General features: G+C 65.7%; 25 protein-coding genes. 15 read left to right on the forward strand and 10 right to left on the reverse strand.

Features of this window, described 5'->3' with window-relative positions; translation table 11 throughout:
- The first annotated feature begins 44 nt into the window (after nt 1–44).
- A complete protein-coding gene (locus tag DN771_RS06220; RefSeq protein ID WP_116996476.1) occupies nt 45–686 on the forward strand; it encodes a class I SAM-dependent methyltransferase in 642 nt (213 codons plus the stop codon).
- A gap of 35 nt (nt 687–721) precedes the next feature.
- Here the strand turns inward: DN771_RS06220 and DN771_RS06225 are convergent, their stop codons facing one another.
- Nucleotides 722–1096 (reverse strand): VOC family protein, encoded by a 375-nt coding sequence (locus tag DN771_RS06225; RefSeq protein WP_116996477.1) that lies wholly within the window; start codon nt 1094–1096, stop codon nt 722–724.
- Between the two features lie 326 nt (nt 1097–1422).
- Between DN771_RS06225 and DN771_RS06230 the strand changes: the two genes are divergently transcribed.
- The 3 genes from DN771_RS06230 (at nt 1423) to DN771_RS06240 (ending at nt 4196) form a co-directional block, all read left to right on the forward strand.
- Entirely contained in the window at nt 1423–2952 is a 1530-nt protein-coding gene (locus DN771_RS06230; protein WP_162941608.1) for an ABC transporter substrate-binding protein, read from the forward strand.
- Nucleotides 2949–3794, forward strand: coding sequence for an amidohydrolase family protein (locus DN771_RS06235; protein WP_116996479.1), 846 nt, complete (start codon nt 2949–2951; stop codon nt 3792–3794). Before DN771_RS06230 ends, DN771_RS06235 begins: the two co-directional genes overlap by 4 nt.
- Before the next feature lie 198 nt (nt 3795–3992).
- Nucleotides 3993–4196 (forward strand): hypothetical protein, encoded by a 204-nt coding sequence (locus tag DN771_RS06240; RefSeq protein ID WP_116996480.1) that lies wholly within the window; start codon nt 3993–3995, stop codon nt 4194–4196.
- A 504-nt stretch (nt 4197–4700) separates the two neighbouring features.
- Here DN771_RS06240 and DN771_RS06245 read toward each other — a convergent pair.
- The 6 genes from DN771_RS06245 to DN771_RS06265 form a co-directional block, all read right to left on the reverse strand.
- On the reverse strand, nt 4701–5723 hold the full coding sequence (locus DN771_RS06245; RefSeq protein ID WP_116996481.1) for an IS110 family RNA-guided transposase: 1023 nt from the start codon (nt 5721–5723) through the stop codon (nt 4701–4703).
- A 630-nt stretch (nt 5724–6353) separates the two neighbouring features.
- A complete protein-coding gene (locus DN771_RS06250; RefSeq protein ID WP_205528441.1) occupies nt 6354–7010 on the reverse strand; it encodes a response regulator in 657 nt (218 codons plus the stop codon).
- A 35-nt stretch (nt 7011–7045) separates the two neighbouring features.
- The gene (locus DN771_RS06255; RefSeq protein ID WP_162941609.1) at nt 7046–8218 is read right to left on the reverse strand and encodes a sensor histidine kinase; all 1173 of its coding nucleotides are present in this window, start codon (nt 8216–8218) and stop codon (nt 7046–7048) included.
- A 101-nt stretch (nt 8219–8319) separates the two neighbouring features.
- Entirely contained in the window at nt 8320–8988 is a 669-nt protein-coding gene (locus tag DN771_RS06260) for a lasso peptide biosynthesis B2 protein (RefSeq protein WP_162941610.1), read from the reverse strand.
- 122 nt (nt 8989–9110) lie between these two features.
- A complete protein-coding gene (locus DN771_RS29325) occupies nt 9111–9620 on the reverse strand; it encodes a hypothetical protein (protein ID WP_162941611.1) in 510 nt (169 codons plus the stop codon).
- Between the two features lie 1239 nt (nt 9621–10859).
- Nucleotides 10860–11006, reverse strand: coding sequence for a lasso RiPP family leader peptide-containing protein (locus DN771_RS06265; protein ID WP_162941612.1), 147 nt, complete (start codon nt 11004–11006; stop codon nt 10860–10862).
- Nucleotides 11007–11748: 742 nt separating this feature from the next.
- On the opposite strand from DN771_RS06265, the gene DN771_RS06270 reads away from it, so the two are divergent.
- The 5 genes from DN771_RS06270 to DN771_RS06290 all read left to right on the forward strand — a co-directional run bounded on the left by DN771_RS06270 (nt 11749) and on the right by DN771_RS06290 (nt 15308).
- Nucleotides 11749–13239, forward strand: coding sequence for a glycosyltransferase family 39 protein (locus DN771_RS06270; RefSeq protein ID WP_162941613.1), 1491 nt, complete (start codon nt 11749–11751; stop codon nt 13237–13239).
- Nucleotides 13240–13575: 336 nt separating this feature from the next.
- Nucleotides 13576–13797, forward strand: coding sequence for an antitoxin MazE family protein (locus tag DN771_RS06275; RefSeq protein WP_162941614.1), 222 nt, complete (start codon nt 13576–13578; stop codon nt 13795–13797).
- Nucleotides 13794–14144, forward strand: a complete 351-nt coding sequence (locus tag DN771_RS06280; RefSeq protein ID WP_116996487.1) for a type II toxin-antitoxin system PemK/MazF family toxin — start codon at nt 13794–13796, stop codon at nt 14142–14144. Before DN771_RS06275 ends, DN771_RS06280 begins: the two co-directional genes overlap by 4 nt.
- A gap of 69 nt (nt 14145–14213) precedes the next feature.
- On the forward strand, nt 14214–14744 hold the full coding sequence (locus DN771_RS06285; RefSeq protein WP_162941615.1) for an SET domain-containing protein: 531 nt from the start codon (nt 14214–14216) through the stop codon (nt 14742–14744).
- Nucleotides 14745–14873: 129 nt separating this feature from the next.
- Entirely contained in the window at nt 14874–15308 is a 435-nt protein-coding gene (locus DN771_RS06290) for a hypothetical protein (RefSeq protein ID WP_162941616.1), read from the forward strand.
- A gap of 309 nt (nt 15309–15617) precedes the next feature.
- Here DN771_RS06290 and DN771_RS06295 read toward each other — a convergent pair whose 3' ends face one another.
- Nucleotides 15618–16463 (reverse strand): hypothetical protein, encoded by an 846-nt coding sequence (locus DN771_RS06295; protein ID WP_162941617.1) that lies wholly within the window; start codon nt 16461–16463, stop codon nt 15618–15620.
- 476 nt (nt 16464–16939) lie between these two features.
- On the opposite strand from DN771_RS06295, the gene DN771_RS06300 reads away from it, so the two are divergent.
- Complete coding sequence (locus DN771_RS06300; RefSeq protein ID WP_205528442.1) at nt 16940–17686, forward strand: DUF2071 domain-containing protein; 747 nt, start codon at nt 16940–16942, stop codon at nt 17684–17686.
- Nucleotides 17687–17936: 250 nt separating this feature from the next.
- On the opposite strand, the gene DN771_RS06305 is transcribed toward DN771_RS06300, so the two are convergent.
- Together DN771_RS06305 and DN771_RS06310 are read right to left on the reverse strand one after the other, a co-directional pair.
- Nucleotides 17937–18335 carry a DMP19 family protein gene (locus DN771_RS06305; RefSeq protein WP_116996491.1) on the reverse strand — a complete coding sequence of 133 codons (399 nt, stop codon included), beginning with the start codon at nt 18333–18335 and terminating at the stop codon, nt 17937–17939.
- A 264-nt stretch (nt 18336–18599) separates the two neighbouring features.
- Nucleotides 18600–18884 carry a hypothetical protein gene (locus tag DN771_RS06310; RefSeq protein WP_162941618.1) on the reverse strand — a complete coding sequence of 95 codons (285 nt, stop codon included), beginning with the start codon at nt 18882–18884 and terminating at the stop codon, nt 18600–18602.
- A gap of 186 nt (nt 18885–19070) precedes the next feature.
- Here DN771_RS06310 and DN771_RS29330 point away from each other — a divergent pair, with 186 nt between their 5' ends.
- The 5 genes from DN771_RS29330 (at nt 19071) to DN771_RS06330 (ending at nt 20498) form a co-directional block, all read left to right on the forward strand.
- Entirely contained in the window at nt 19071–19226 is a 156-nt protein-coding gene (locus DN771_RS29330; protein ID WP_162941619.1) for a hypothetical protein, read from the forward strand.
- Between the two features lie 81 nt (nt 19227–19307).
- On the forward strand, nt 19308–19496 hold the full coding sequence (locus DN771_RS06315; protein ID WP_116996493.1) for a hypothetical protein: 189 nt from the start codon (nt 19308–19310) through the stop codon (nt 19494–19496).
- A 107-nt stretch (nt 19497–19603) separates the two neighbouring features.
- On the forward strand, nt 19604–19792 hold the full coding sequence (locus DN771_RS29335; RefSeq protein WP_162941620.1) for a hypothetical protein: 189 nt from the start codon (nt 19604–19606) through the stop codon (nt 19790–19792).
- Between the two features lie 116 nt (nt 19793–19908).
- Complete coding sequence (locus DN771_RS06325; protein ID WP_116996582.1) at nt 19909–20106, forward strand: ribbon-helix-helix protein, CopG family; 198 nt, start codon at nt 19909–19911, stop codon at nt 20104–20106.
- Complete coding sequence (locus tag DN771_RS06330; protein ID WP_116996495.1) at nt 20103–20498, forward strand: type II toxin-antitoxin system death-on-curing family toxin; 396 nt, start codon at nt 20103–20105, stop codon at nt 20496–20498. Before DN771_RS06325 ends, DN771_RS06330 begins: the two co-directional genes overlap by 4 nt.
- The last annotated feature ends 336 nt before the right edge of the window (nt 20499–20834 follow it).

Raw genomic sequence — 20834 nt, forward strand, 5'->3', positions numbered from 1 at the left:
CTATCGAGGCGAGCAGCGTTGGCAGCAGGCTCTACGGTTCGCAGATGGCCGACAGCTGGCTCGGAGACACACGCAAATCGTACGACGCCGACGCCGACGCCTATGCGGAGCAGGTCGAGGGACTGCTCGAGACGAACCCGTATTTGCGGGCCAGCCTGGCGTTGTTCGCCGACCTCGTGCGCGATACCGGCGGCGGGACCGTCGCCGACATCGGCTGCGGTCCCGGCTACGTCACTCGTCACCTTCACGATCTCGGCGTCGACGCATTCGGCATCGACCTCTCGCCGGAGATGGTCGCCCTCGCACGACGCGACCATCCCGGCCTCCGCTTCGACGTCGGCACGATGACCGATCTCGACCTGGCCGACGGCTCACTCACCGGCGTGGTCGCGTTCTGGTCGGTGATCCACATCCCTGATGGCTCCGTGCCCGGCGTCTTCGCCGAGTTCCGTCGCGTGCTGCGCCCGGGCGGTCCGCTCCTCGTCGGCTTCCACGTCGGCGACGAGGTGCGCCACACGACGACGGGGTACTCGGGCAGCTCGATCAACGTCGACAGCTACCGCCGCACGCCGGCCACGATGGCCGGCTGGTTGCGAGACGCCGGGTTCACGGTGAACGCCGAGCTCGTGATGCGCCCGGACGAGGAGGTGCCGGGCGCGATCATCTTCGCGAGCACCGCCGTGTGACGACTTCGTGCTGTCCCGCAGCTCCGGAACGCCCACTAGTCCTCGGTGATGCAGAAGTCGTTGCCCTCGGGATCGCGCATCCAGCTGTGATGCTCGAACTCCTGGACCACCGATGCCCCGAGCGCTGTCAAGCGAGCGCGTTCGCCCGCTCGATCCGGCGTCGCGATGTCGAGGTGCAGGGGTCGCTTGCGCAATAGCGGGACCTCCACCTCCTGGAAGCAGATCTCCACGGACGGACCATCGAGAATGACGGAGGGATCGGTGTCAGGCGTTCGCCCCATCGACGCGAGGCGCGCGATCTCGTCGTCGTCGTACGGTCGGATCTCGTAACCGTCGAGGGCAGCGGCCCAGAAGCGAGCGAGCTGCGCCGGCCGGCGGCTGTCGACAACGAGCTGGGCCAATCGAGCCATGAACCCATCCTCGCGTCTCGCCCACCCTGTCCGTACCGCCGTTTCAGAGCCGGCGGCGGTTCCTCACCGCACTCACTCGGGACGCGTGAGCTGTCCGTGCGCTCGGTGGACTCGCGGTTGCGTACATGCGACATCGGTGGGCGGCTCAGCGCCACGATCGTCTTGATCTCGCCCACCGATCATATACAATCGGCGCAGCGCGCGTGCTTGGGGGCCCAGTCGTGCGACGTTCGAGTCCCGGGCCGCACAGGAGGCAATCCATGTCCCGAGGAACGACGCTTGGCCGATCTGTCGTCCGACATCGAAGGCGTGCCGCCGTGATAGGCGTGGCCGCGGCCGCACTCATCGGCAGCGTCAACGTCGGTGTCGACGCTTCGGCGCCGCCCGACCAAGAGCGCAGGGGTGGCAGCGTGACCGTCGCGCTGAACGGCCCGCCGCTCGCGATCGATCCGAGCCTCGATCGTATCTCGTTCTCCTACGGCATCGCCGTGGTCGGCGCCGCGATCTTCGGCCACCTCGCGTACGTCGAGCCGACGACGGGAGCGGTGAAGCTCTACTTCCTCGAGTCGCTCGAGCCCAACGAGGACGCATCGGTTTGGACGATGAGGCTGCATCCGAACATCAAGTTCAGCGACGGGACGCCGCTCGACGCCGAGGCGATCAAGTACAACATCGAGCGCACGGCCGACCCCGAGACGGGATCGGCGTTCCAGGGCGCGGCCGAGGGCCTCGAGATGACCGTGATCGACGACCTCACGCTCGAGGTCGCCTTACCCGAGCCGAACAGGCTGTGGGACGCCAACGTCGTTGCCAACCTCTCCGCCGTCGGCTCCCCGACGGCGATTCAAGCGGCGCTCGATGCTGGCGAGGTCCCTGGCTCGAACCCGGTCGGGGCGGGTCCGTTCATGATCGACGAGTGGGATCCGGGGGCACGGGTGGTGCTCGCGGCCAACCCGTACTTCCAGGACTTCGAGCCCGGCCAGCCGTTTCTCGACGAGCTGATCTTCGAGGCGGTGCCCGACGATCAGCAGCGGGTCAACGCCGTCTTGTCCGGGGCGGCCCAGATGTCGCTCGTGTACTTCGGCAGCGCTGCGAACGAGCTGCTCGAGAACGCCAACGCGGTGACCACGACCCCAGGTGGCGCCAACTCGATCAGCCTGAGCACGTCGCGCCCGCCGTTCGACGACGTGCGGGCCCGCCGGGCCCTCGCCCTCGCACTCGACCGGGCCGCGATCGGTGAGGCCATCAATCCCGGGTCGCCGCTGATGACCGGACTGTTCCCGGAAGGGTCGCCGTTCTACAACCCGGAGTACACGTGGCCTGAACAGGATCACGACGAGGCGCAGCGCCTCTTCGACGAGCTCGCCGCCGAAGGCAATCCGGTGGAGTTCACCTACACCACCAACGACAGCGCCACGCAACGAGACGTGTTCGACGCGCTCGCCGCCCAGCTCGCCGAGTACGACAACGTGTCGATCACGGCCGATGTGCGGACGCAGAACGACTACACCTTGGCGACCAAGGTCCAGCACGACTTCCAGACGAGCGCCTCGTGCGTGTGCTTCACGGCTCCGGTACCTGGGCTGTACGACTACCTGACGCCGGGCGGCATCGAGAACTACTCCGACTGGGAGAACGAGGACGTCACGGCGGCGTTGGCCGGCCTGTCCAGCGTCCAGAGCGTCGAGGAGCAGAAGGCGATCTGGGACGTCGTGCAACGTGAACTCGTCGAGGAGATGCCGATCCTCTTCTTCACCTCCGCAGGGATCACGCTCGGCTACGCCGACGGGCTGCTCGCGCCGGTGCCAGTGAACCTCGGGACGTACCCGATCTGGGCGGAGGTCGGATACGAGTGACCCACTCGTCCACGCTCGACATCATCGACGCGCACCAGCACGTCGGTGACCTCTCCGACTCCCTGACGATGGACGGCGCGGCGCACGGCCAGCGCGAGTCGGAGGACGTGCGGCGCGAGCGAGATGTGGCGAAACGCCTCGCACTCCTCGATCAGCAGCACGTCCGCCAGTCGGTGATCATCGCGAGCCACGCGTATCTGCGCCCTGACGGAATCGCCGACACAAGACGCGTCAATGAGGGCGTCGTTCGATACTGCCAAGTCCGACCGGATCGCTTTCCGTACCCCGTGGGGGTCGTCGAGCCGCTGTACGGCGAACGGGGGCTCGCCGAACTCGATCGCTGTCGCGACGAGCTCGGAATGACAGGCATCAGCTTTCACACTCGCTTCCAAGGCGTCGCCCTGGACAGTCCGTGGATGTTTCGTTACCTGGAGCGGATGGGCGAGCTCGGGCTCGTGCCGTTCGTGCACGCGCTCGGTGTCATCGCCGACCAAGCCCTCTGGCGTGTGGACAAGCTCGCGCGGGCGATGCCGGATCTCACGATGGTCGTACTCGCCGGGTTCGCGGACGCCGAGACTCCCTTGCAGCTCCATGACGTCGCAGACCGCAACCCGAACCTCGTCTTCGACATCTCGCTCGCCATCAACTTCGAGACGTTCGTCGAACCTGCCGTCCGCCGGCTCGGCGCACACCGCTTCGTGTTCGGAAGCGACACCTATTCGGCGGCGACGCGGCCTGGCCACGTGCTGGGCCAGCTCCTCGGCTCGGCCATGGACGATGCGGACAAGGCTGCGATCGCCGGAGGCAACATTCGGCGGGTGCTGTCAGCTGCGAGCCGTTGACGAGGGGCTGCCGAGGCTCACGTCGTCGAACATCGCTGAGCATCGCAGGGCGCCGTGGCACGCGGTCACCACGCCCTCCGACCCGAAGCGCTCGAGGTCGGGCCGCTCGCTGATCGCGCTCGCAGCGAACGGCCAAGCCCGCTCGACATTTCTTGCGCAGATGTGTAACCGACGCTGCGTCCTCTCGTCGAGATAGCCATGAATCACAAAGTGTTCCGCACCCTGGTTGCCGGCGGGTTCGCCGCCGCCACACTCACCATCGCCGTCGGGTCGCTCGCCGGCCCGTCCGCGACCGCCGCTGCGACGTCGCCGCCCGATGTGAGCACTGCCGCGCTGGCGCCGTCACCGCAGGGCATCATCATGAGCGACGGCCGGATCTGCAACCCCCGCTGGGGCTGCTGACCCGCACTGGAGCGGTCGCGGCGCCGTTACCAGACCGCCAGCATGTGAAGTAGTCGATCGTCCGGAGATCAACGGCACGGCCGACGTCTTCCGACGGCCGCTCACTGACCGCCCCGAGAGCTTCATGGAGTACTAGGTCGCGCCCGACGCAGCGGCCACCACCATCCCCCTGTCGAGGAACCGTACGGACCACACCGAAGCGCGGGTGTCGACATGCCGTTCGGGTGCGCCCGGGCCAAGCATGTCGCGTGGTCGGGCCGGTGGCGGGTTGATACGGCGAAGGATGGATCTGCGTTCTGTGCTGACGTTCAGAGTTGTCCGATACCGAATCCTCTCTGTGTCAAGAGGGGCCTGAGGGCGCGTCGGAGCGGCGGCTGGCGGTGTGTCGTAGCGTTTGAGTTGGGGTCCGGGAGTGACTTCGCCGAAGAGCCGGTCTGTAGGAATGGAAGCCGGTCACGCTGGCTGAGAAGTCGTGTCCTGGTGTCCTCCCGGGCCCTCGGCAGGTCAGCGGATGGCGTCGTTGACGAGGTGCCGGTAGGTGATGTTGGAGAGTTGTCGCTTGAGAGCGCGGATGGCTTCTTTGCCGGTCTTGCCGTCGGCGAGTCGTCGTTCGTAGTAGGAGCGGCCGGCGCTGCCGGGGTGGCGCAGTTGGCTGACCGCGGCCAGGTGCAGGGCGTGGTTGAGGGTGCGGTTGCCACGTTGTGAGACGCGGTGGGCGACACGGCCGCCGGAGGAGAACTCGGTCGGGGCGGTGCCGTTGTAGGCGGCGAAGCGGTCCCGATTCGTGAACCGGGCGATGTCGCCGGTGTTGCCGATCAGCATCGCGGCGATGATCGGGCCGATCCCGAAGACATCGGTCAGCGTGGTGCCCGACGCACGCACGGCGTCGCGGATGCGTCGCTCGGACCGCTTGATCTGTGCCTCCAGGCTCGCGATGTCGGTAGCGATCTCGGCGATCAGGTCCTTGCGGAGCTGGGCCACCGGATCGCACGGCGTCACGGTGGCGAGGAACTTGCCGGCGTCGGTCGAGTTCAGCCGCTTCGCGATCCCTCCTGGTGAGAGCTCCACCGCAAGCGCATGAAGACGGGACACGAGCCGAGTTCGCTGGTTCGACAAGTCCCGATGGCGCTTCGCCAACAGCCGCAGCAGCTCACACGAGCCAGCGGGCTGCACGATCCGAAGGTCGCCGTGACGCAGTGCCGTCACCGCCACGGACAGGGCGTCGTTGGGATCGTTCTTGTTCGAGCGTCCGCTGCCCAGCAGCCGCGTTCGCGCCGCCAGCGTGGCTGGAACATCGAGCACGGCTTGGTCTGCTGCGACGAGCTGCTGCGCGAGCAGGAACCCGAGACCCTCCGCGCCTTCAATGGCCCAGCGCCGCTGCGGGAACGGCTCGGCCCACGCCAACAGCCGCTCCAGCTGATGGCGGCCGCTTCGCAGCTGCAGCCGGGCGAGCTCGACCCCAGCGTCGCCGACCGCCACCGCCGTGTGTGACGCCTTGTGCGGATCGATGCCGATCATCACGTCCATGAAGTACCTCCGAGTTGACTGGACGAGAATCGCGGCGGGCACTCCTACTTGCGGATCGATGCGCTCGTTCCTCTCTCGAGCCACACCGCGACGAGATCCCGCCCGAGCCGCACTTCGATAGAAAGCCAGACTCCAACAGAGCCGGCGGGCGCTTAGCGAGCGACACGGACGAGACCCCCGACGCTACGGAACACCGCCTCGTCACTAGACAGTCTGAAGTAGGCGCTTATGCGACCGGCGCAGGTCGGCCGATCGCGTGGTATCGGACGCGCGTATCGGGACGGCTCTGCCATCGGCGGAGCACCCGCGCCCGCTTTGAAAGACCAGCAGATTCGTGCGCTGCCTGGGATCTACACGTCGCTCGGGTGGTCAAGGCTCACGTGATGGACCGTGAGCGGATAGCCGATGAGACTCCCGCCTCGACACGATCCGATCTGGGGGGCCACGCTGCAGCGTCCGTGGTGTCGTCGCCGCCGAAGTCGGTTCGAAGCTCACCATTGATGTCGGTTGCCACGAAGAGGCCCGCGGTGTAGTAGACGGGGCTCTACCGAGGCGGCCACGGCCGGCAGCAGCCACCCGCACAGGACGCCAGCCACGGGTCCGAGCTATGTCACCGCACCCGAGGATGAACTACCCGATTCGACGGGATGGGCGCGGGGTGGCTAGACCGACGTCGTAGGCGAAGATCACGGCCTGCACTCGGGTCTTGCAGTGGATCTTGCTGAACGCGCTGGAGAGATGTGACTTCACTGTCTGCGGTGTGACGTCCAGCTGGACTGCGATCTCCTCATTGCTGCGACCGGCAGCCAGCTCGGTGAGGGCATCGATCTCCCGCTGCGTGAGCTTAAAGAGTGTCGCGACATCAATCGTTGGCTCCGAGGCCTGTGCGTACTTGCCGATCAGCGTGCGTGTGACTTCTGGGTCGACGAGCGCATCACCCCGGGCAACAGTTCGGATCGCGCGGTAGAGGTCGTCAGGGCGAGCGCGTTTGAGGAGAAACCCGTCGGCTCCGTGGCGGAAGGCATCGAAGACGTATTCGTCCTGGTCGAATGTGGTGAGCATCAACACTCCGGGGGCGGCTGGTCTCGCCTTGATCAGGCGCACCGCCTCGATGCCGTCGATCCCCGGCATGCGGATGTCCAACACCACCACGTCGACCGTCAGAGACGTCGCCAGGTGAACGGCGTCCTGACCGTTGGCGGCCTGCCCGACAACGCGCAGATCGTCTTGTGACTCGATCAGGTAGGCGAGCGACTCCCGCAGCAACTCGTCATCGTCGGCAAGCACGAGCCGAACCTGTGACGATCCGCCCGACGACTCTCTCACCGGCTCCACGGGATCACCGCCTCGAGTACGAACGTGCCCTCGCCGGTGTCGGTCCACGCGAGGGAGCCGCCGAGCACGTCGAGTCGACGCTGCAGGTTGGTCAGTCCCGTGCCGGTCCGCCTGGGTTGGGTCGCGGTCGCGACCCGGCCTGACGTCACGTTGAGCTCGACTGCGGCGACGCCCAGTCGGATTTCGACGCTCGCCCACTGTTCAAGTGAGTGCTTCAGCACGTTCGTGAGCGCCTCCTGGAGCACGCGAAACGCGGTCGCCGATGTCACCATGTCCAGTCGGGCCAGTTCGGACTGCTGCGGAGCAGATACGACGTTGACCTCGACACCAGTTCCACGAATCGTGGCGATCAGGTCCTCGTACCCCAGCAGCGTTGGCGTGGGGGCAGCGCTCACCGCAACACCGAGCAGCCGTGTCGTCCGGTCCATCTCCTCGAGGGCTGACCGAGCCGCACGTGTGATCCTCGAGAGCGACTCCGGGACTCGTTCGGGTCCACGCTCGAACTCGACCTTTCCGGACTCGGCGAGCACCAGCACGAGATTGAGCCGGTGACCGAGGAAGTCATGAAGGTCATCTCGGAGCCGCGCCCGTTCCTCGTTGATCGCAGCGATCTCCCGCTCCTCTGCGGCACGCTCAATCTCCGCCGCCTGCTGCCGCAGATCCTCGTTGAGCGAATGCTGATGTCGGACCGATGCTCCGCACGCGACAGCCAAGCCAAAGTAGCCGAATGTGGATCCGAGAATGAAGCTGTCCAACCAACCTTGTCGGGCCGTCGCAATGAAGACCGCCGACACGGCGGCGAAAGCAAGGAGCGAGCGAACTGTGCTCCGCAGGCTCGCGACCGTGAAGAGCAGTACGAAGAGAGCGACAGAGACGTACGCGTCGGCGGCGTCCTCGAAGTACTGCCAGATGCGCACCCCGGCAAGCAGGGCAAGGGCGAGTTCCGGAGCGACCCGCCGGAAGCAGACGACAACACATACGAGGACAAGCGTCACGATCGAGCCGATCGACTGACGTCGACCGTCAGCTGAGAGGAGCGCTGCGGCGTACACGGCGATCCCTCCCACCAGCGCCAGATCAACGACGCCTGGCCAACGGCGAGTCACAATGCTGACCCGGTCGGCCCTAGGCTCGTCGACCGGATTCCGAACGCCGGCCACCCATTCAACTGTAGGCCCGTCGGCGACATGTCGCTGAGGCGGAGTGTGGTCGTCTCCCGCGACGTTGGTACCCCCTGAGGATCGAGGAGTGACCGCTCGACTCATATACGCGCGATGACCACGAACTCGGCGCTGCGTCCGGTGGGCGTCACTCCGTCTAACTCGGTCCACGCGTGTGCGGCGAACGGAGGCAAGCGGGCACCGAGGCACCAGTTCGCAGGAATGCCGGACAGTCGACACCAGACCGTGGCCGCCAGGCTCGACTCGAGGCATTGGAACGCTGCCGTCCCGAGAACGCCCGTCGCCTCAGTGGCGGCGACGATGCGTTCAAATCGCTCGCGGCCATCAACGGGGGCTCTCTCATCCTGGGACTGAAGGTTCTCGATGAGACGGATGCAAGAAGCGAACGACATGCAGCGCAGCATCAACCAGCTGACGAGCACAAGAACCACACCGACGACACGGTCGAATGAACGAGGCGGAAGAGGGGCACGGGGGCGTCGACTCCATCGAGATCGGTGCCTCGATGCTGGACGCGCCTCGCCGATCTCACGCACGAGGGACTCGTCGAGTAGCCAGCTCAAGAGCGCTCGCACGTCGCTCGCGACAACGGAGGACGATACACCTTGACGCGACACCAAGTCAGCGATCAGCTCGTCGACCGTCGATCCGTCACCGATCGCAGTGAGCATTGCAGCCGCGGACCGGTTCAGGCCGATCCAGCGACCGCGCCAGGCGTCCAGAAGCACCAGAGTGTCGTCGGCGAGCACCGCTGTGTAGACACGATCAGCGATGGAGTAACACCCCGTCAGGCCCCTCCCAGAAGGATGTCCAATCGGGTGCACGAGCCGTCCCATCTCGGCGCCCACCATCGGACCCATCCGTCCGGGCTTCACGACAGACAGTTTCGCTGCATCCATATCTCAGCGGCAGTGGTCCGGGCGATCGCTGCTGGCGAGCAACCAGCGCCGGCTGCGGCGAGATCGAGAGCGGTGAACCACCGGTCGAGGTCGATCACGTCCCGCTCGGCAAGACGCGACTCCCGAAAGAGCCCCTTGATGCTTGCGAGATTGGTTCGAATGCCGACGGCGAAGTCTCGTTCATGGCCGCGCTGGCCCTTTGCCACAACGCGATCTGCGGGCGGCACTCCAAACCGTCGATGAAGGCCGTCGAGCATCGGCTTGGTGACGGCATTCGGCGGACGTTGGCACTCGTCCCATCCCAGGCTCTCATCTACGACGACATTGTCCAAGAAGGGCATTTGCAGGTCGATTCCGAATCCTTCAGCGACCTCACGGTACGGCCCTGCTGCGGCAGCCAAAGTCGCGAGTGTGGTGAGCGACGAGGAGACGCTCGGACCGAACGGGCGATCAGCGGAACCGGCTGTCGCCAACTGGTCCACCAGCGCGTCGATCGCGGCGCGGCTCAGCCACGAGGGAGGTCGGGGCGGAACTGCCCAGTCCAATCCGCAACTCGACAGTGCCGACGGCAGCCGCCCGCCGGATCGTAGGGATCGGACAACCATGTCAAGAAAGTCACCGTATGCCGAGCGCCGGACGCGATTCGCAGCCGCGATTACGCCCAGAATTCCTGCTCGATGCAAACGCCGGAGTCTCCTCGCCCCATCCGTGATCGACGCAAGCCGGAACTGGCCGATGGTGTCGGCGAGCACGGCTGGTGACGCCGAGAGGATTGCGTCGCCCCCGTCGCCGGTGAGGTGAACGTGCGCTCCATGCGATCTCGCTGTCGTGAAGACCTCGGCGGTCCGTCGGTATGCGTACGCCATTTCGAACGGTCGATCCGTCGAGGGAACGGCCATCAGATCGGTAAAGAACCCTCGCGTGCGGACGACACTACGCTGACGAAGCGAACTAAATCGGGACGCGTATCCGAGCCCGCTGGAACTCGGGATCGGCATTGCCTGTCCGGTCACTATAGGTGACAACATTCAGAGGATCGTCCACCGAGGCCCCCGTCGTGCGTGCTGCCAACATGGCAATAGCTCTGGAGTCGGCGCCACCGCTCCAGTCGGTCGTCACTGCCCCTCTCCGTCCGCCGACACAGTTGGAAACGGCTCCTTCAAGCAGGTCTGCGAAGCTGTCGGCTGTTGACGAGTCGGAGCCGTTGCGTGGACCCCACCACCAACTGCGGTGTGCGCCCCTGGCATCGTGCCTCACTCGCGTGCCAGGCGCGACAGCTGTAACGTCCTCGAACGGTGCCTGTCCCACGGAGCATTCTGTGATCGTGGTGCCAGACAGCAATCCCGCGAGATACGCGAGATCAGCACGCCTACTTCGGGTGAGTGATCGAGCGGAGCACGACACACGCAGCCTGGCACCATCTCGGGCCCAATACACAGGCATCATGGGCGCGAGGCTCGCCGTGATCGCTACGTCTTGACCTGATTGCTCGACAGCCGAGAAGTTGCCCGGCCTTCGGATAAGGGCTTCCGGTGACCCGTCTCGGGGATGGGATGCAGCTCCTAGCGAAGCAGGAACTTTCGACCCGAGGTACCACCGGTCAACTCGCTGGGAGTCCGGACCCCTCCACGAACTCGACGGACGCTGCTCAAGGGTGAAATCCAGTACTAGGTCCGTTCCCTGCCAACCGCCTCGACTCTTTCTTGTGTGTTCACCCTCCATCACTCCGGCAAGAGGTTGACGAAACCGATGCCGTCAGGCAAGAAGCCCCCGCTGCCAAGGGTCGTGTCCACGACGTCCCCGAAGACGACCACCAAAGGTGATTCATACGACTCGGCCCATGCAACCAGATCCTCTTCGTTGTCCATCGTGCTCCTCGACTCGTCACTTCTGAACCGCATCGAGACATAGGCAGACACCTCCGGCCGCGACATCCGCCAAACGGGTCATAGGTCGCCTCCACCAAACGTTGGAGATGGTGTCCTGCCAACTACTCGCGCGCTCCTGAGAACTCTCGTCGCCGGCCGGGCGGTGCCCACACAGGACGGCAGCGTGCCTCCTGCGCTGATGTCCATCGATGTCCCGAAGCTGCCGCTAGCGCGCTTGGCCTCCTGGGCCTCGATTGTCAGTCCTTCGGGGGACCGGCCCTGTACGTCGATCGGGGGTTACGAAGCCAGCGGTACCGGCCTACCTGTGGAGTACCGCCTCACCGGCGCTGGGCCAGTCCAGTTCAGGGCGAACTAGGCGGCGCTGCGTTCACGACGAAAGGGACTTGTATGAAACGGGGAGTTCGACGGACTGTTGCTGGGCTCGGAATCGCCGCCGCTACTGCGCTCGGTGCCACTGGGGGGACTGCACTGGCCGACACTTGCGGCACCACTCACGTCGCCGGATCGCCTGGCCAATGCAAGAACCTGCGATCAAGTGCGCAACTCGCCAACAACATCATCATGTGTGTCGCCAGCGGCACACCGATCCACAACTATTGCCAACATATCGTCCGCGACGGCTACACATGGACGAACGTCTCATTCACTCTGAATGGCAATCTGTACATCGGTTGGATGGCGACCGGCGGCGTCGCCTGACTCCGACACGAGAACTCGGCGGGTGCGTCTGCACCCGCCGAGTTCTCGTGTCCAAGCCGCGATTGCGCTCATTGCCCTGCTGGGGGCATTTCTCCGGGCGATCCCAGCCTTTGCGCCGCTTCCCTTTGCCCACAACTCGGACGAGGCTCGCCACATCGAAGCGATCTGGACAATGGCCCAGAACCACTCGATGGACTCGACGGTCTACAGCTACCCGGCACTGTTCTTCAACGCCGAAGCGGTGCTCACAACCGTCTTCTCGGCCGTGACCGGCCTCAGCGGTTCGCCAGTCGAGACATCATCGCTCGTCGCGATACGCATCACGAACGTACCGAGTGTCGTGTTGATGCGGACCTTCTCGCTCGCCGCGAGCACGGCGACGGTCGCTGCGGCAGCGCTCTTGGCCCGACGGCTCTCGGGACGCGACGGTGCCGCGATCCTGGCCGCTGCGCTCGCCGCCTTGAACCCGCTGGACATTCGCCTCGGCGGAACCGTCACCGTAGATCCGTTGGCCGGGATGCTGGCCACGACGGCCCTACTCGGCGCGACCGGCTACGTCATCCGACCGGCGCGCTGGAAGGTCGGAGCAACCGGCGTGGTCTTCGGTCTTGCGGTTGCTGCCAAGTACAACGCTGCGCTGTTGGGGCCTGGCCTCATCGTCGCGGTGCTGCTCGTCAAGGGTAAACGCGCGTGGTCCACGATCGCAGGTCTGTGTGCCGCGATCATCGGTGGCTTCGCCGTCGCCAGCCCGCAGGTCCTGGCCGACCTCCCGACGTACTGGGCTTGGTTCCGCGGTGAGCAGACGCACTATCGAAGCGGACACCCCGGCTATGAGGGCGGCGCGTTGACCTACTACCTGACGACGTCGTGGTGGATGGTCGGCCCGGCTCTCGCCGCCATTCCCGTCCTCGTACTCATGCGGCGATCATCAGCACGAGTCTGGCTCCCGGCCATCGTTTCGTGCGTCGGGTACGTCGGCTTTCTCTCGACATACACCACGCGGTTCGATCGGAATCTCCTCGTCGTGTCGGGCCTGCTGGCGGCACTCAGTGCGGCTGGCCTCACGGCGCTCTCCGACGCCGCACCACTCCGACGCTCGCTCATAGCGTTCGGCGCCCTGGCGCTGGCTGTCCCGGCCATGTTCGCAAGCCAGGCAGTCAGTAAATCGCTCCAAGACCCCTGGACCGCTGCCCGGAACTTCATCGAAGAGTCCATTCCCGAAGGTTCGTCATTGGCAGTCGAGTCGTACGGACCTTGGCTCCCCCCGAACTCCTACGACATCGTTCCGCTTGCTCAGGCGATCGACGTTCCTCTCGATTGGTACACAGAGTCGGGAATCGACTTCCTGATCACCAGCGACGAGGTTCGAGGCCGCTACGAGTCCGGTCAATACCCAGAGCAGATGTTCCGGTACGACATCCTCTTCGCCGCCACCTGCCTCATCGAGACCTTCGACAGTGAGGCGATGAGCATCGAGATCCGCTCGATCGCCTCGACCACGAATTGCCAATGACGTTCAGCGACGTCGTGTAGGGGCACGCTTGTGTGGAGCAACGAGCCGATCAGGCCGAGGGATCCGGACTGTAGGGCAGGGGTGGTGGCGATTGCGCCGAGTTCGGTCGCGCTCGCTCGCGAAGCTGTGCTGCACCACGCTCGACGTCGACGAACGAGCCTCGCGAAGCTCCGCTTCCGCGATTGGTTCGCACGGCGCCAGTGTCGCCCCCGATCGAGGCCGAACCCTGGGGCATCGTGTAAGGCCGCCGAATACCACACACGCCAGCGTCCGGTATCGCCGGCAGTATGGCGGCGGAAGTTGTTTCGCTGTGGTCGTTACATGTAACGTTGTGGTGTGCCCCGCCGACGAACCCCTGTATCCGGGGCAGAGCGCGTGCGCGAGCACCGCCAGCGGCTCCGGGCGCAGGGTCTTCGTCCGGTCCAGATCTGGGTGCCCGACGTCCGCTCGCCGGATTTCGCCGCGCAGGCCCACCAGCAGTCCGCCGCCGTTGCCGCTAGTGAGCACGCCGCGGACGACCAAGCGTTCATCGACGCACTCAGCCTGGACGAGGAGTGAGGCGCGGCGAGATCTGGACCGCTGCGGCAGGCAGCGGCTACGTCGGTAAGCCTCGCCCCGTGGTCGTCGTGCAAGACGACCGATTCGATGCGACGGGCTCGATCACCGTCTGTGCGATGACGACCGATCCGACCGAGGCACCGCTGTTTCGTGTGCTCGTCATGCCGGATGAGAACAACCAGCTCCGCGAGACCAGTCGCATGATGGTCGACAAGCTGACAACGGTCCCTCGCTCGAAACTCGGCGAACGCATCGGACGGCTCAATGACGAAGACATGGTCCGACTCGGCCGCGCCATCGTGGTGTTCCTCGGCCTCGCTGGGCCATCTCAAACCGGCAACCTATAACCGCGGTGGACACGGTCCGGTACCGCCGGCCTCCTCGCGTCGTGGTCGGAGGTGAGCTTCACTGGTGCGGTGGAGAGGATCCCGATTGACGTGTGGGTGCACCCCGCCGTGCGGGTTCGGTGCTCGGCGATCGCTGGCGACGGGTTGTTCATCGACGAGGCAGTGCCCGCCGGCACGCCGTTGATCCGCTTCGGTGGAACGGCAGTCACCACCGCCGAGCTTCACGAGCTCTTCGAGGACGCAGACGCCAACGGCACCTACGTCGACACGATCGCCATCGGGCCCGACCGTCACCTCGTACTTCGAGCAGGCTCGATCGCCCACTACGGGAACCACAGCTGCGACCCGACGATGTGGTTCGGCGCGCCATTGGAGCTCGTGGCCCGCGTCGACCTCGAACCCGGATCCGAGCTCACCAGCGACTACGGCGTGATCTCCGACGATGTCACCTTCGAGATGACGTGCCGATGTGGCGCAGCGGCGTGCAGGCAGGTCATCACGGGTCGTGACTGGCAGCTCGAGCACCTCCAGCTCCTCCACAAAGAGCGCTGGCCAGCCGGCCTACAAGCTCGTATCGACGCCAGGCGAGCATCCGAATAGGACGACACCACGAGCACGGACCGGCGTCCGGTATCGCCGGATCCCTACCGTCCGCTATCGCTGATTGGAAGCATCCTTGATTCGGCGATCGGGCTACGCACCGCCGGCAGGTCGGCCAAACTGCCGTGCATGAACGTTTCAGCGGCTGACATTGAGGTGGCGGTTGGCGAAGCGCTGCCTGGCAATGCCGCGGCGCCCTGGCACGTGAGAGCGAGCCAACGCGACGACCGGGTGTGGGAGGTTGAGCTACGTCACGAAGCCTCCAACGGTCTGGTCATCGACACAGGCGTGAGCGATCCCGCCGATGCGATCTCGCGGGCCATCGAGTTACTCGCCACCAACCGCGAGGTCGCTCGCATCGCACGAGCCCCGCATCTCCAGCACCCCGAGGCCGTAGCCGGTGTCCGCACGCTCGTACAAGCCTTTGGCTGGTCCAGGACCGAGGTACGCGCCGTCGTCGGCCTGCTTATCGACGTCGCAGCGTTGAGCGAGGACGAAGCTGACTGGCTCCGAGACTGGTTCGGCGCAGACAAGCCGGCTCCACGCGCTTCGGAGATCATGTAGATGAGCCGGCGCTCAGCGGACGCTCGAGGATGCACCGAGCGAAACCCCCCGCCCGAAGGAACTACATCCATATCGTCACGTGCAGCCGCCCGGACGTGCTTGCTAGGTATGGGAGTGTCCGATAACGCGTCTCCCACCAAGTGGACCCCGGCGTCCTGTACCGCCGGCTGGATCCTCAGTCGGGACTGTCAGACGACCCCGAGCCACGTCAGGGAGCGGATCGATGTGGCGGACCGTCGACGGCCGACCGGTTGTATTGCCTGGATGAGGTGTCCGCTGGCCGGCAGCCCACCATCTCGAGTCGCCGGTCTAGGTCTCGACGATGCTGATGGCGATCGGGCCGACGGCGAAGTCGCCTTCGGTGATGTTCACCGTGTCGGTGACCACGCTGTACACGGCGTACAGGTCGTAGTCGCCCGACGGAAGTGTGTGGCCGACCGACGGATCGCACGCCGCGGTCGGAACGCTCACTGTCCCGTCGAAGACCGCGCCCGGTTCGAGATCGACCGGGACCAGGTTCGAGGTGAGACCGAAGTTGGCGTTCGGCACACCGACGACATCACTGGTCTCCGGGTCGGCCAGGTAGACCGACGGATGGCCGGATCCGAACGCGATCCGCTCCGACGTGGCATTGACGAACGGGACTCCGACGGTGGCGTGAACCCCGTGGGCGGCGGTGACGACAACCGGAACCGGTTCCGTCACGGCGTACGGGAGGTCAGGAGTCGTTGCCGGGAGGTCGGGGCAGACCGGCTCCGGGAGCGGGTCGGGCATCGGATACGGAAACGCCCCGAGCGACAGGTCGAGTTGGTCGCCGTAGTCGGTGTGAAGCATCTCGGCGGTCGCGTCATGGCCGGCGAGCACGTTGACGTCGACGCGGCCGTCCATGCCGTTCGGGCCGAACGCGTGCTCGAACTCGGCGAGTCGTGGCTGGACTTCCGCGACGATGGCCGCGCCCTCGCTCCTCGTCAGCCGGGCACGACACACCACCAGATGATCAGGGTCATCGACGAGATCGACGAGAGCCGCGCGGTGCTCGGCGAAGTTGGCCACGAACGCCGCGATCACCACCCTGCGACCGTCGTCGGTCCAGGTCATCCCTGCGCCGTGGAACTCCTCGCCCAGCGGGACGCCGTAGGTGTTGACCACACTCATCTCGCCCTCCAGCGTGATCTGTGGTGGCGCCTCGCTGGTCTCAGTTCCTTCGGGTGGGTCGATGCGCGTCGCGCACAGCGGTTCGTCGGCGTCGTCCGACGAACGTTCGATAGGAACGACCGACGAAGCGGGCGCGCCCGGCACCGTGGTCGACGTCGTCGTCGTTGCCGGAACCGTCGGGTTCGGGGCCGACCCAACCCCGTCTGCAGACAGTCGCCCGACACCACCCAGCACTCCCACCAGCACCACCGCTGCCAACCCCGGTGCCCCGAATCCCTTACCCACGTGCGTGACCGTAGCCCCGGGCCCCGACACACCGGCGTCGCGCTCAGGCAAGGCACGAGCGCCCCGTGGGTCGCCGCAGGCACCCGTGCGAGCGCACAGTCCGAGAACAACGTCCGAGAATCGCGGCATCCCGCGTCCTGTACCGCCGGTTCACGGGTGCTCTCGAGCCATCTCGAGGGCAGACTGCGTAGGTGATTGTGGTGCCGTCTCTCGCTGGTGTCATCGATCGCCGCCTGCTGGTCAACTTCGCCGTCGAGCCGGATGTCGCTGCTGAGTTTCTGCCAGCGCCGTTCGAACCGCAGCTTGTCGCAGGCCGGGCCGTCGCCGGCGTGTGCCTCATCCGACTCGCCAAGCTTCGGCCGCATGGGCTGCCCGGTTGGATCGGGCTGCGTTCGGAGAACGCCGCGCACCGTTTCGCCGTCGTACGCACGGACGAACCTGACAGCAGCGGAGTGTTCATACCGAGGCGGGACTCGAGTTCTCGCATCACCACGTGGGTTGGCGGGCGACTGTTTCCTGGTGCTCATCACCGCGCCGACTTCACGGTGGCCTCGACCGCTGTGAGCGAGAAGGTCGCTTACCGGAGCCGCGACCGACGAGTCAGTGTCGAGGTGACGGGCTCCGTGGGCCGCACGCTGCCCGCGGGCTCGGTCTTCGACTCGCTGGAGATGTCGTCGACCTTCTTCGCGAACGGATGTCGAGGATGGTCGGCAACCGGCGATCCGGTTCGCTTCGACGGCCTTGAGCTGCGCACAGCCGAGTGGAAGGTGGAGCCCTTCGACGTCGACCTGGTGCGCTCGTCGTTCTTCGACGACACGACCGTCTTTCCCGCCGGTTCGGTCCGGTTCGATCACGCACTGATCATGCGTGGGATCGCACACACATGGCATCCAATCGAAACAGTCGACGCGGGCCCTCAGCTTGCGGCCGCTCGCTGAGTCTGCACCGAGCCCAGGTGACAGCCGCCTCCAACGCCGGTTCTTCGAAGACATTCATGACAGGTGTGGAGGAACAGCAGCTACGTACGATTGAGGTAGGAGGAGAGACAACCCGACGTCGCACGACGCAACCATCACCAGCCGGGACGACGGTCGACGCGGAGATCATTGCCCGACGGCGTTGCCACCGTCGTTGACACCGCTCACTGATTTCCAGAGTTGCTCGTCGGGTGTCCCCACCCCGGTGGAGCTATGCGCCAGGGATGAGATCTCGCATGTGATCGTCAACCTCCACGGCTGCCTCGAGGTCGAAGTAGTTCTCGCTCAGCATGTCGAGCAACTCGAGGTCCGACGCGCTCAGGTCCTCGAGCGCAGCCATGCGAGCCTGACGCTCGGCGGGATAAGGATCGCCGAGCACGCGCATGGCGCGCTCGATGAGCGCGGAGCGCGTCGGCAAGCCCACTCGTCGGCTAGCGGCGACGGCGTCGGCCACGACATCGCCCGCACCGTTCAGAAACAGTTGATGGAACCCGCCGTTGTTGACCTCAGTCCTGAGCCAGCCGAACGCGTAGAGCGGCACCACCCCCTCATGTAGATCCGAAGGCTCGGATGCGGCCACTTGTTCCCAGCTCGCCCAAGGGTCAGCCATTTGCACAGTTTCGCCGGCGTCGCTGGTTGCGAGCAATGTGACCGCGACGCCCGCCCTCCCATCGCATCACCACGGGGCGCGGCGCGCCCGATCCGATGCCACCACGGGTGTCCGAGTAACGCGCCCGAACTCTCCGTCGTCCCTCGTCCTGTAACGCCGGTCCTACGTCGTTGCTTGAGGCCATGGCGCGGTGACTGTGGTACTGGGGCCCACAGCGGTGCTCATTGCTTGCTCCGCTCGGCGGGCGCGACGGCGACGTGCGGGTTAGCGAGATGGCTCTGTTGCTTCGGTGAGGGATGCGAGGATCTGCCTTACTGCACGTGAGTTGAGAAGCTCCTGCACGAGGGCGTCTGTGATGGAGACGCAGTGGTCCCAGATGGCGTCGATGTCGAGATCGGGTGGCACCGTTTCGCCGGGCTTGGAGATGCCAGCGTTGTCGAGGCACTCCGATCCGGCGGAGACCAGCATGCGACGTGCTTCGCGGATGAGCTCGTCGGGATACAGCTCGAATGGGTACGCGATCGACGTGTACGGCGCGTCGTCGAGCACGGTCGTGAGGGTCGCCTCGTCAACGCTTGCGAGATCGACGATCTCGCCGTTGACGACGCCGAGTTCGTCGTCCTCGTCGCGTTGAATCGCGGGTTCCGCTACCGCAAGGCGAAGATCATCACCGAGCAAGACGACGGGACACGCGACCCCGACTTCTTCGTCCTTCCAATGCCAATTGTCGCAGAGGTGGCAGAGACAGCTCCCCAGTGGGGCGCCTCAGCCAAGATCTACATGCGACGCAGCATCAAGAACTGGGAGCAGTACCGCTCGGCCTGGGACCTCGTACTCGAGCACCTGAACACCACCGACGCTGGCACACCGTCCGATACCGCCGTCCGGTAATCCTCGGCCCACGATGCCAGCTACCGCCGGGGTCTCCCCGTCGCGTCGCTCAGCGAGGGCTGATCGCGTAGCCTGCAGACGATGGACGCCGCCGAGATCCGCACCGCCGTCGATGTCGAGCGACTCACACCCGATGAACGCCAGCGGCTCGTCAACGAGCGGTCCTCGACTGACCTGTCGGAGCTCCCCGAGAGCTTCGTCACGCGAGCCCGCGCCGACGGCCGACGCCTACTCGTTGAGCACGGCGTCATCGACGATTCGTCCCAGTGACAGTCCGCCGGGTCGTCCGGGTCACCGCCAACTTCTTCGATCAGCTCGACGCATACTTCGCAGCCGAGCGCGGACCGAACGGCGAGCCATCGGCGACTGACTTTCTCGTGCTCGAGCTGCCGGCGATCGTTGAGCGCTTTGCCACCGACTTCGATGCTCTGCCCGAGATCGTTGACGGGGTGTCGGCCGGCCGCATGCTGATCACAGCCGGGGTGCTGGTGCGGGCGATCGCTGTGTTTGGCATAGCGACGTCCGAAACGACGGTCGACCTGATCGGTGTCACGGTCGAGACCTGACGCCGGACGACCGTCTCATAACGGTGGCCGATAACCCGCACCCAACGCGTCCGGTACCGCCGGCAGTCGGTCGCGAACACTTGCGGTGTCATACTGACACCATTTTTGGTGTGGCGATGACCTTGCGGTTGACCGATGACGAGCAGACGGCACTACGCGAACGTGCCGAAGCCGAAGGAATCTCGATGCAAGACGCCGCACGCCGCGCCGTGCGCGAGTTCGTCGCTCGCGGCGCCCATCGAGATCGCGTCTCTGCCGCCGCCGACCGCGTCATCACCGCGCACCGCGACGCGCTCGATCGACTCGGCGAGTGACCGCACCGGTCGAGTACCTCGACCTCGACGACGTGCTCGAACTTGCCGAACGAGTCCTCGGAACCCCGATCCCGATCCGCGACGTCGGACTGCTCGGATCTGCCATCGCTCGACCCCAGACCACCGTCGCAGGCCGTGACGCCTACCCGGACATCTGGACGAAAGCCGCCGCCCTGCTGCAGTCGATCGCCAACAACCACGCGCTGATCGACGGGAACCAGCGCCTCGGATGGCTCGCCACGGCCGTCTTCTTCGAACTCAACGGCATCGACATCACCGACGCCGGCAACGACGACGTCTACGTCCTCGTCATCGACGTCGCGTCAGGCCCATCCAGCATCGCTGACATCGCCAACCGCCTGACACGACTCCTCCCGCAAGCACCCGAATAGCCCGTCCGATCCGTCCTTCACGTACTGCCGCATACCGCCGGATGTCAGTCGCACCGCGCGACGACGACCCGCCGGTCCCACCCGCGTCCTCAGTCGGCGATCAGGCGCGCTCACGCGGCCGTCGAGACGGGACTGGGCGGCGGTCGGAGTGCCGAACGAGGAGACCGGACGCACCGAATGCCGGCAGCTCCGCGCCCCGACCCGGCGTTCGGTGTTCGGAAGAGCGCCCGGCCAGTCGGGAAGGACTCCCCGACTCTCGGACTGGCGCGCTTCATCGTTGTCCCGGTGCCCCAGTGAACGTAGGTCGGCGACACACCCTCGAGCGGCCAGCGCGCG

Source organism: Desertimonas flava (genome assembly GCF_003426815.1).
GTDB classification, from domain to species: Bacteria; Actinomycetota; Acidimicrobiia; order Acidimicrobiales; family Ilumatobacteraceae; genus Desertimonas; species Desertimonas flava.

Coding starts and splice junctions, on each gene's coding strand:
- DN771_RS06325 (WP_116996582.1), top strand. CDS start 19,909: ATGACCTTGCGGTTGACCGATGACGAGCAGACGGCACTACGCGAACGT.
- DN771_RS06290 (WP_162941616.1), top strand. CDS start 14,874: ATGAACGTTTCAGCGGCTGACATTGAGGTGGCGGTTGGCGAAGCGCTG.
- DN771_RS06245 (WP_116996481.1), bottom strand. CDS start 5,723: ATGGACGTGATGATCGGCATCGATCCGCACAAGGCGTCACACACGGCG.
- DN771_RS06240 (WP_116996480.1), top strand. CDS start 3,993: ATGAATCACAAAGTGTTCCGCACCCTGGTTGCCGGCGGGTTCGCCGCC.
- DN771_RS06225 (WP_116996477.1), bottom strand. CDS start 1,096: ATGGCTCGATTGGCCCAGCTCGTTGTCGACAGCCGCCGGCCGGCGCAG.
- DN771_RS06315 (WP_116996493.1), top strand. CDS start 19,308: ATGGACGCCGCCGAGATCCGCACCGCCGTCGATGTCGAGCGACTCACA.
- DN771_RS06220 (WP_116996476.1), top strand. CDS start 45: ATGGCCGACAGCTGGCTCGGAGACACACGCAAATCGTACGACGCCGAC.
- DN771_RS06295 (WP_162941617.1), bottom strand. CDS start 16,463: ATGAGTGTGGTCAACACCTACGGCGTCCCGCTGGGCGAGGAGTTCCAC.
- DN771_RS06265 (WP_162941612.1), bottom strand. CDS start 11,006: ATGGACAACGAAGAGGATCTGGTTGCATGGGCCGAGTCGTATGAATCA.
- DN771_RS06305 (WP_116996491.1), bottom strand. CDS start 18,335: ATGGCTGACCCTTGGGCGAGCTGGGAACAAGTGGCCGCATCCGAGCCT.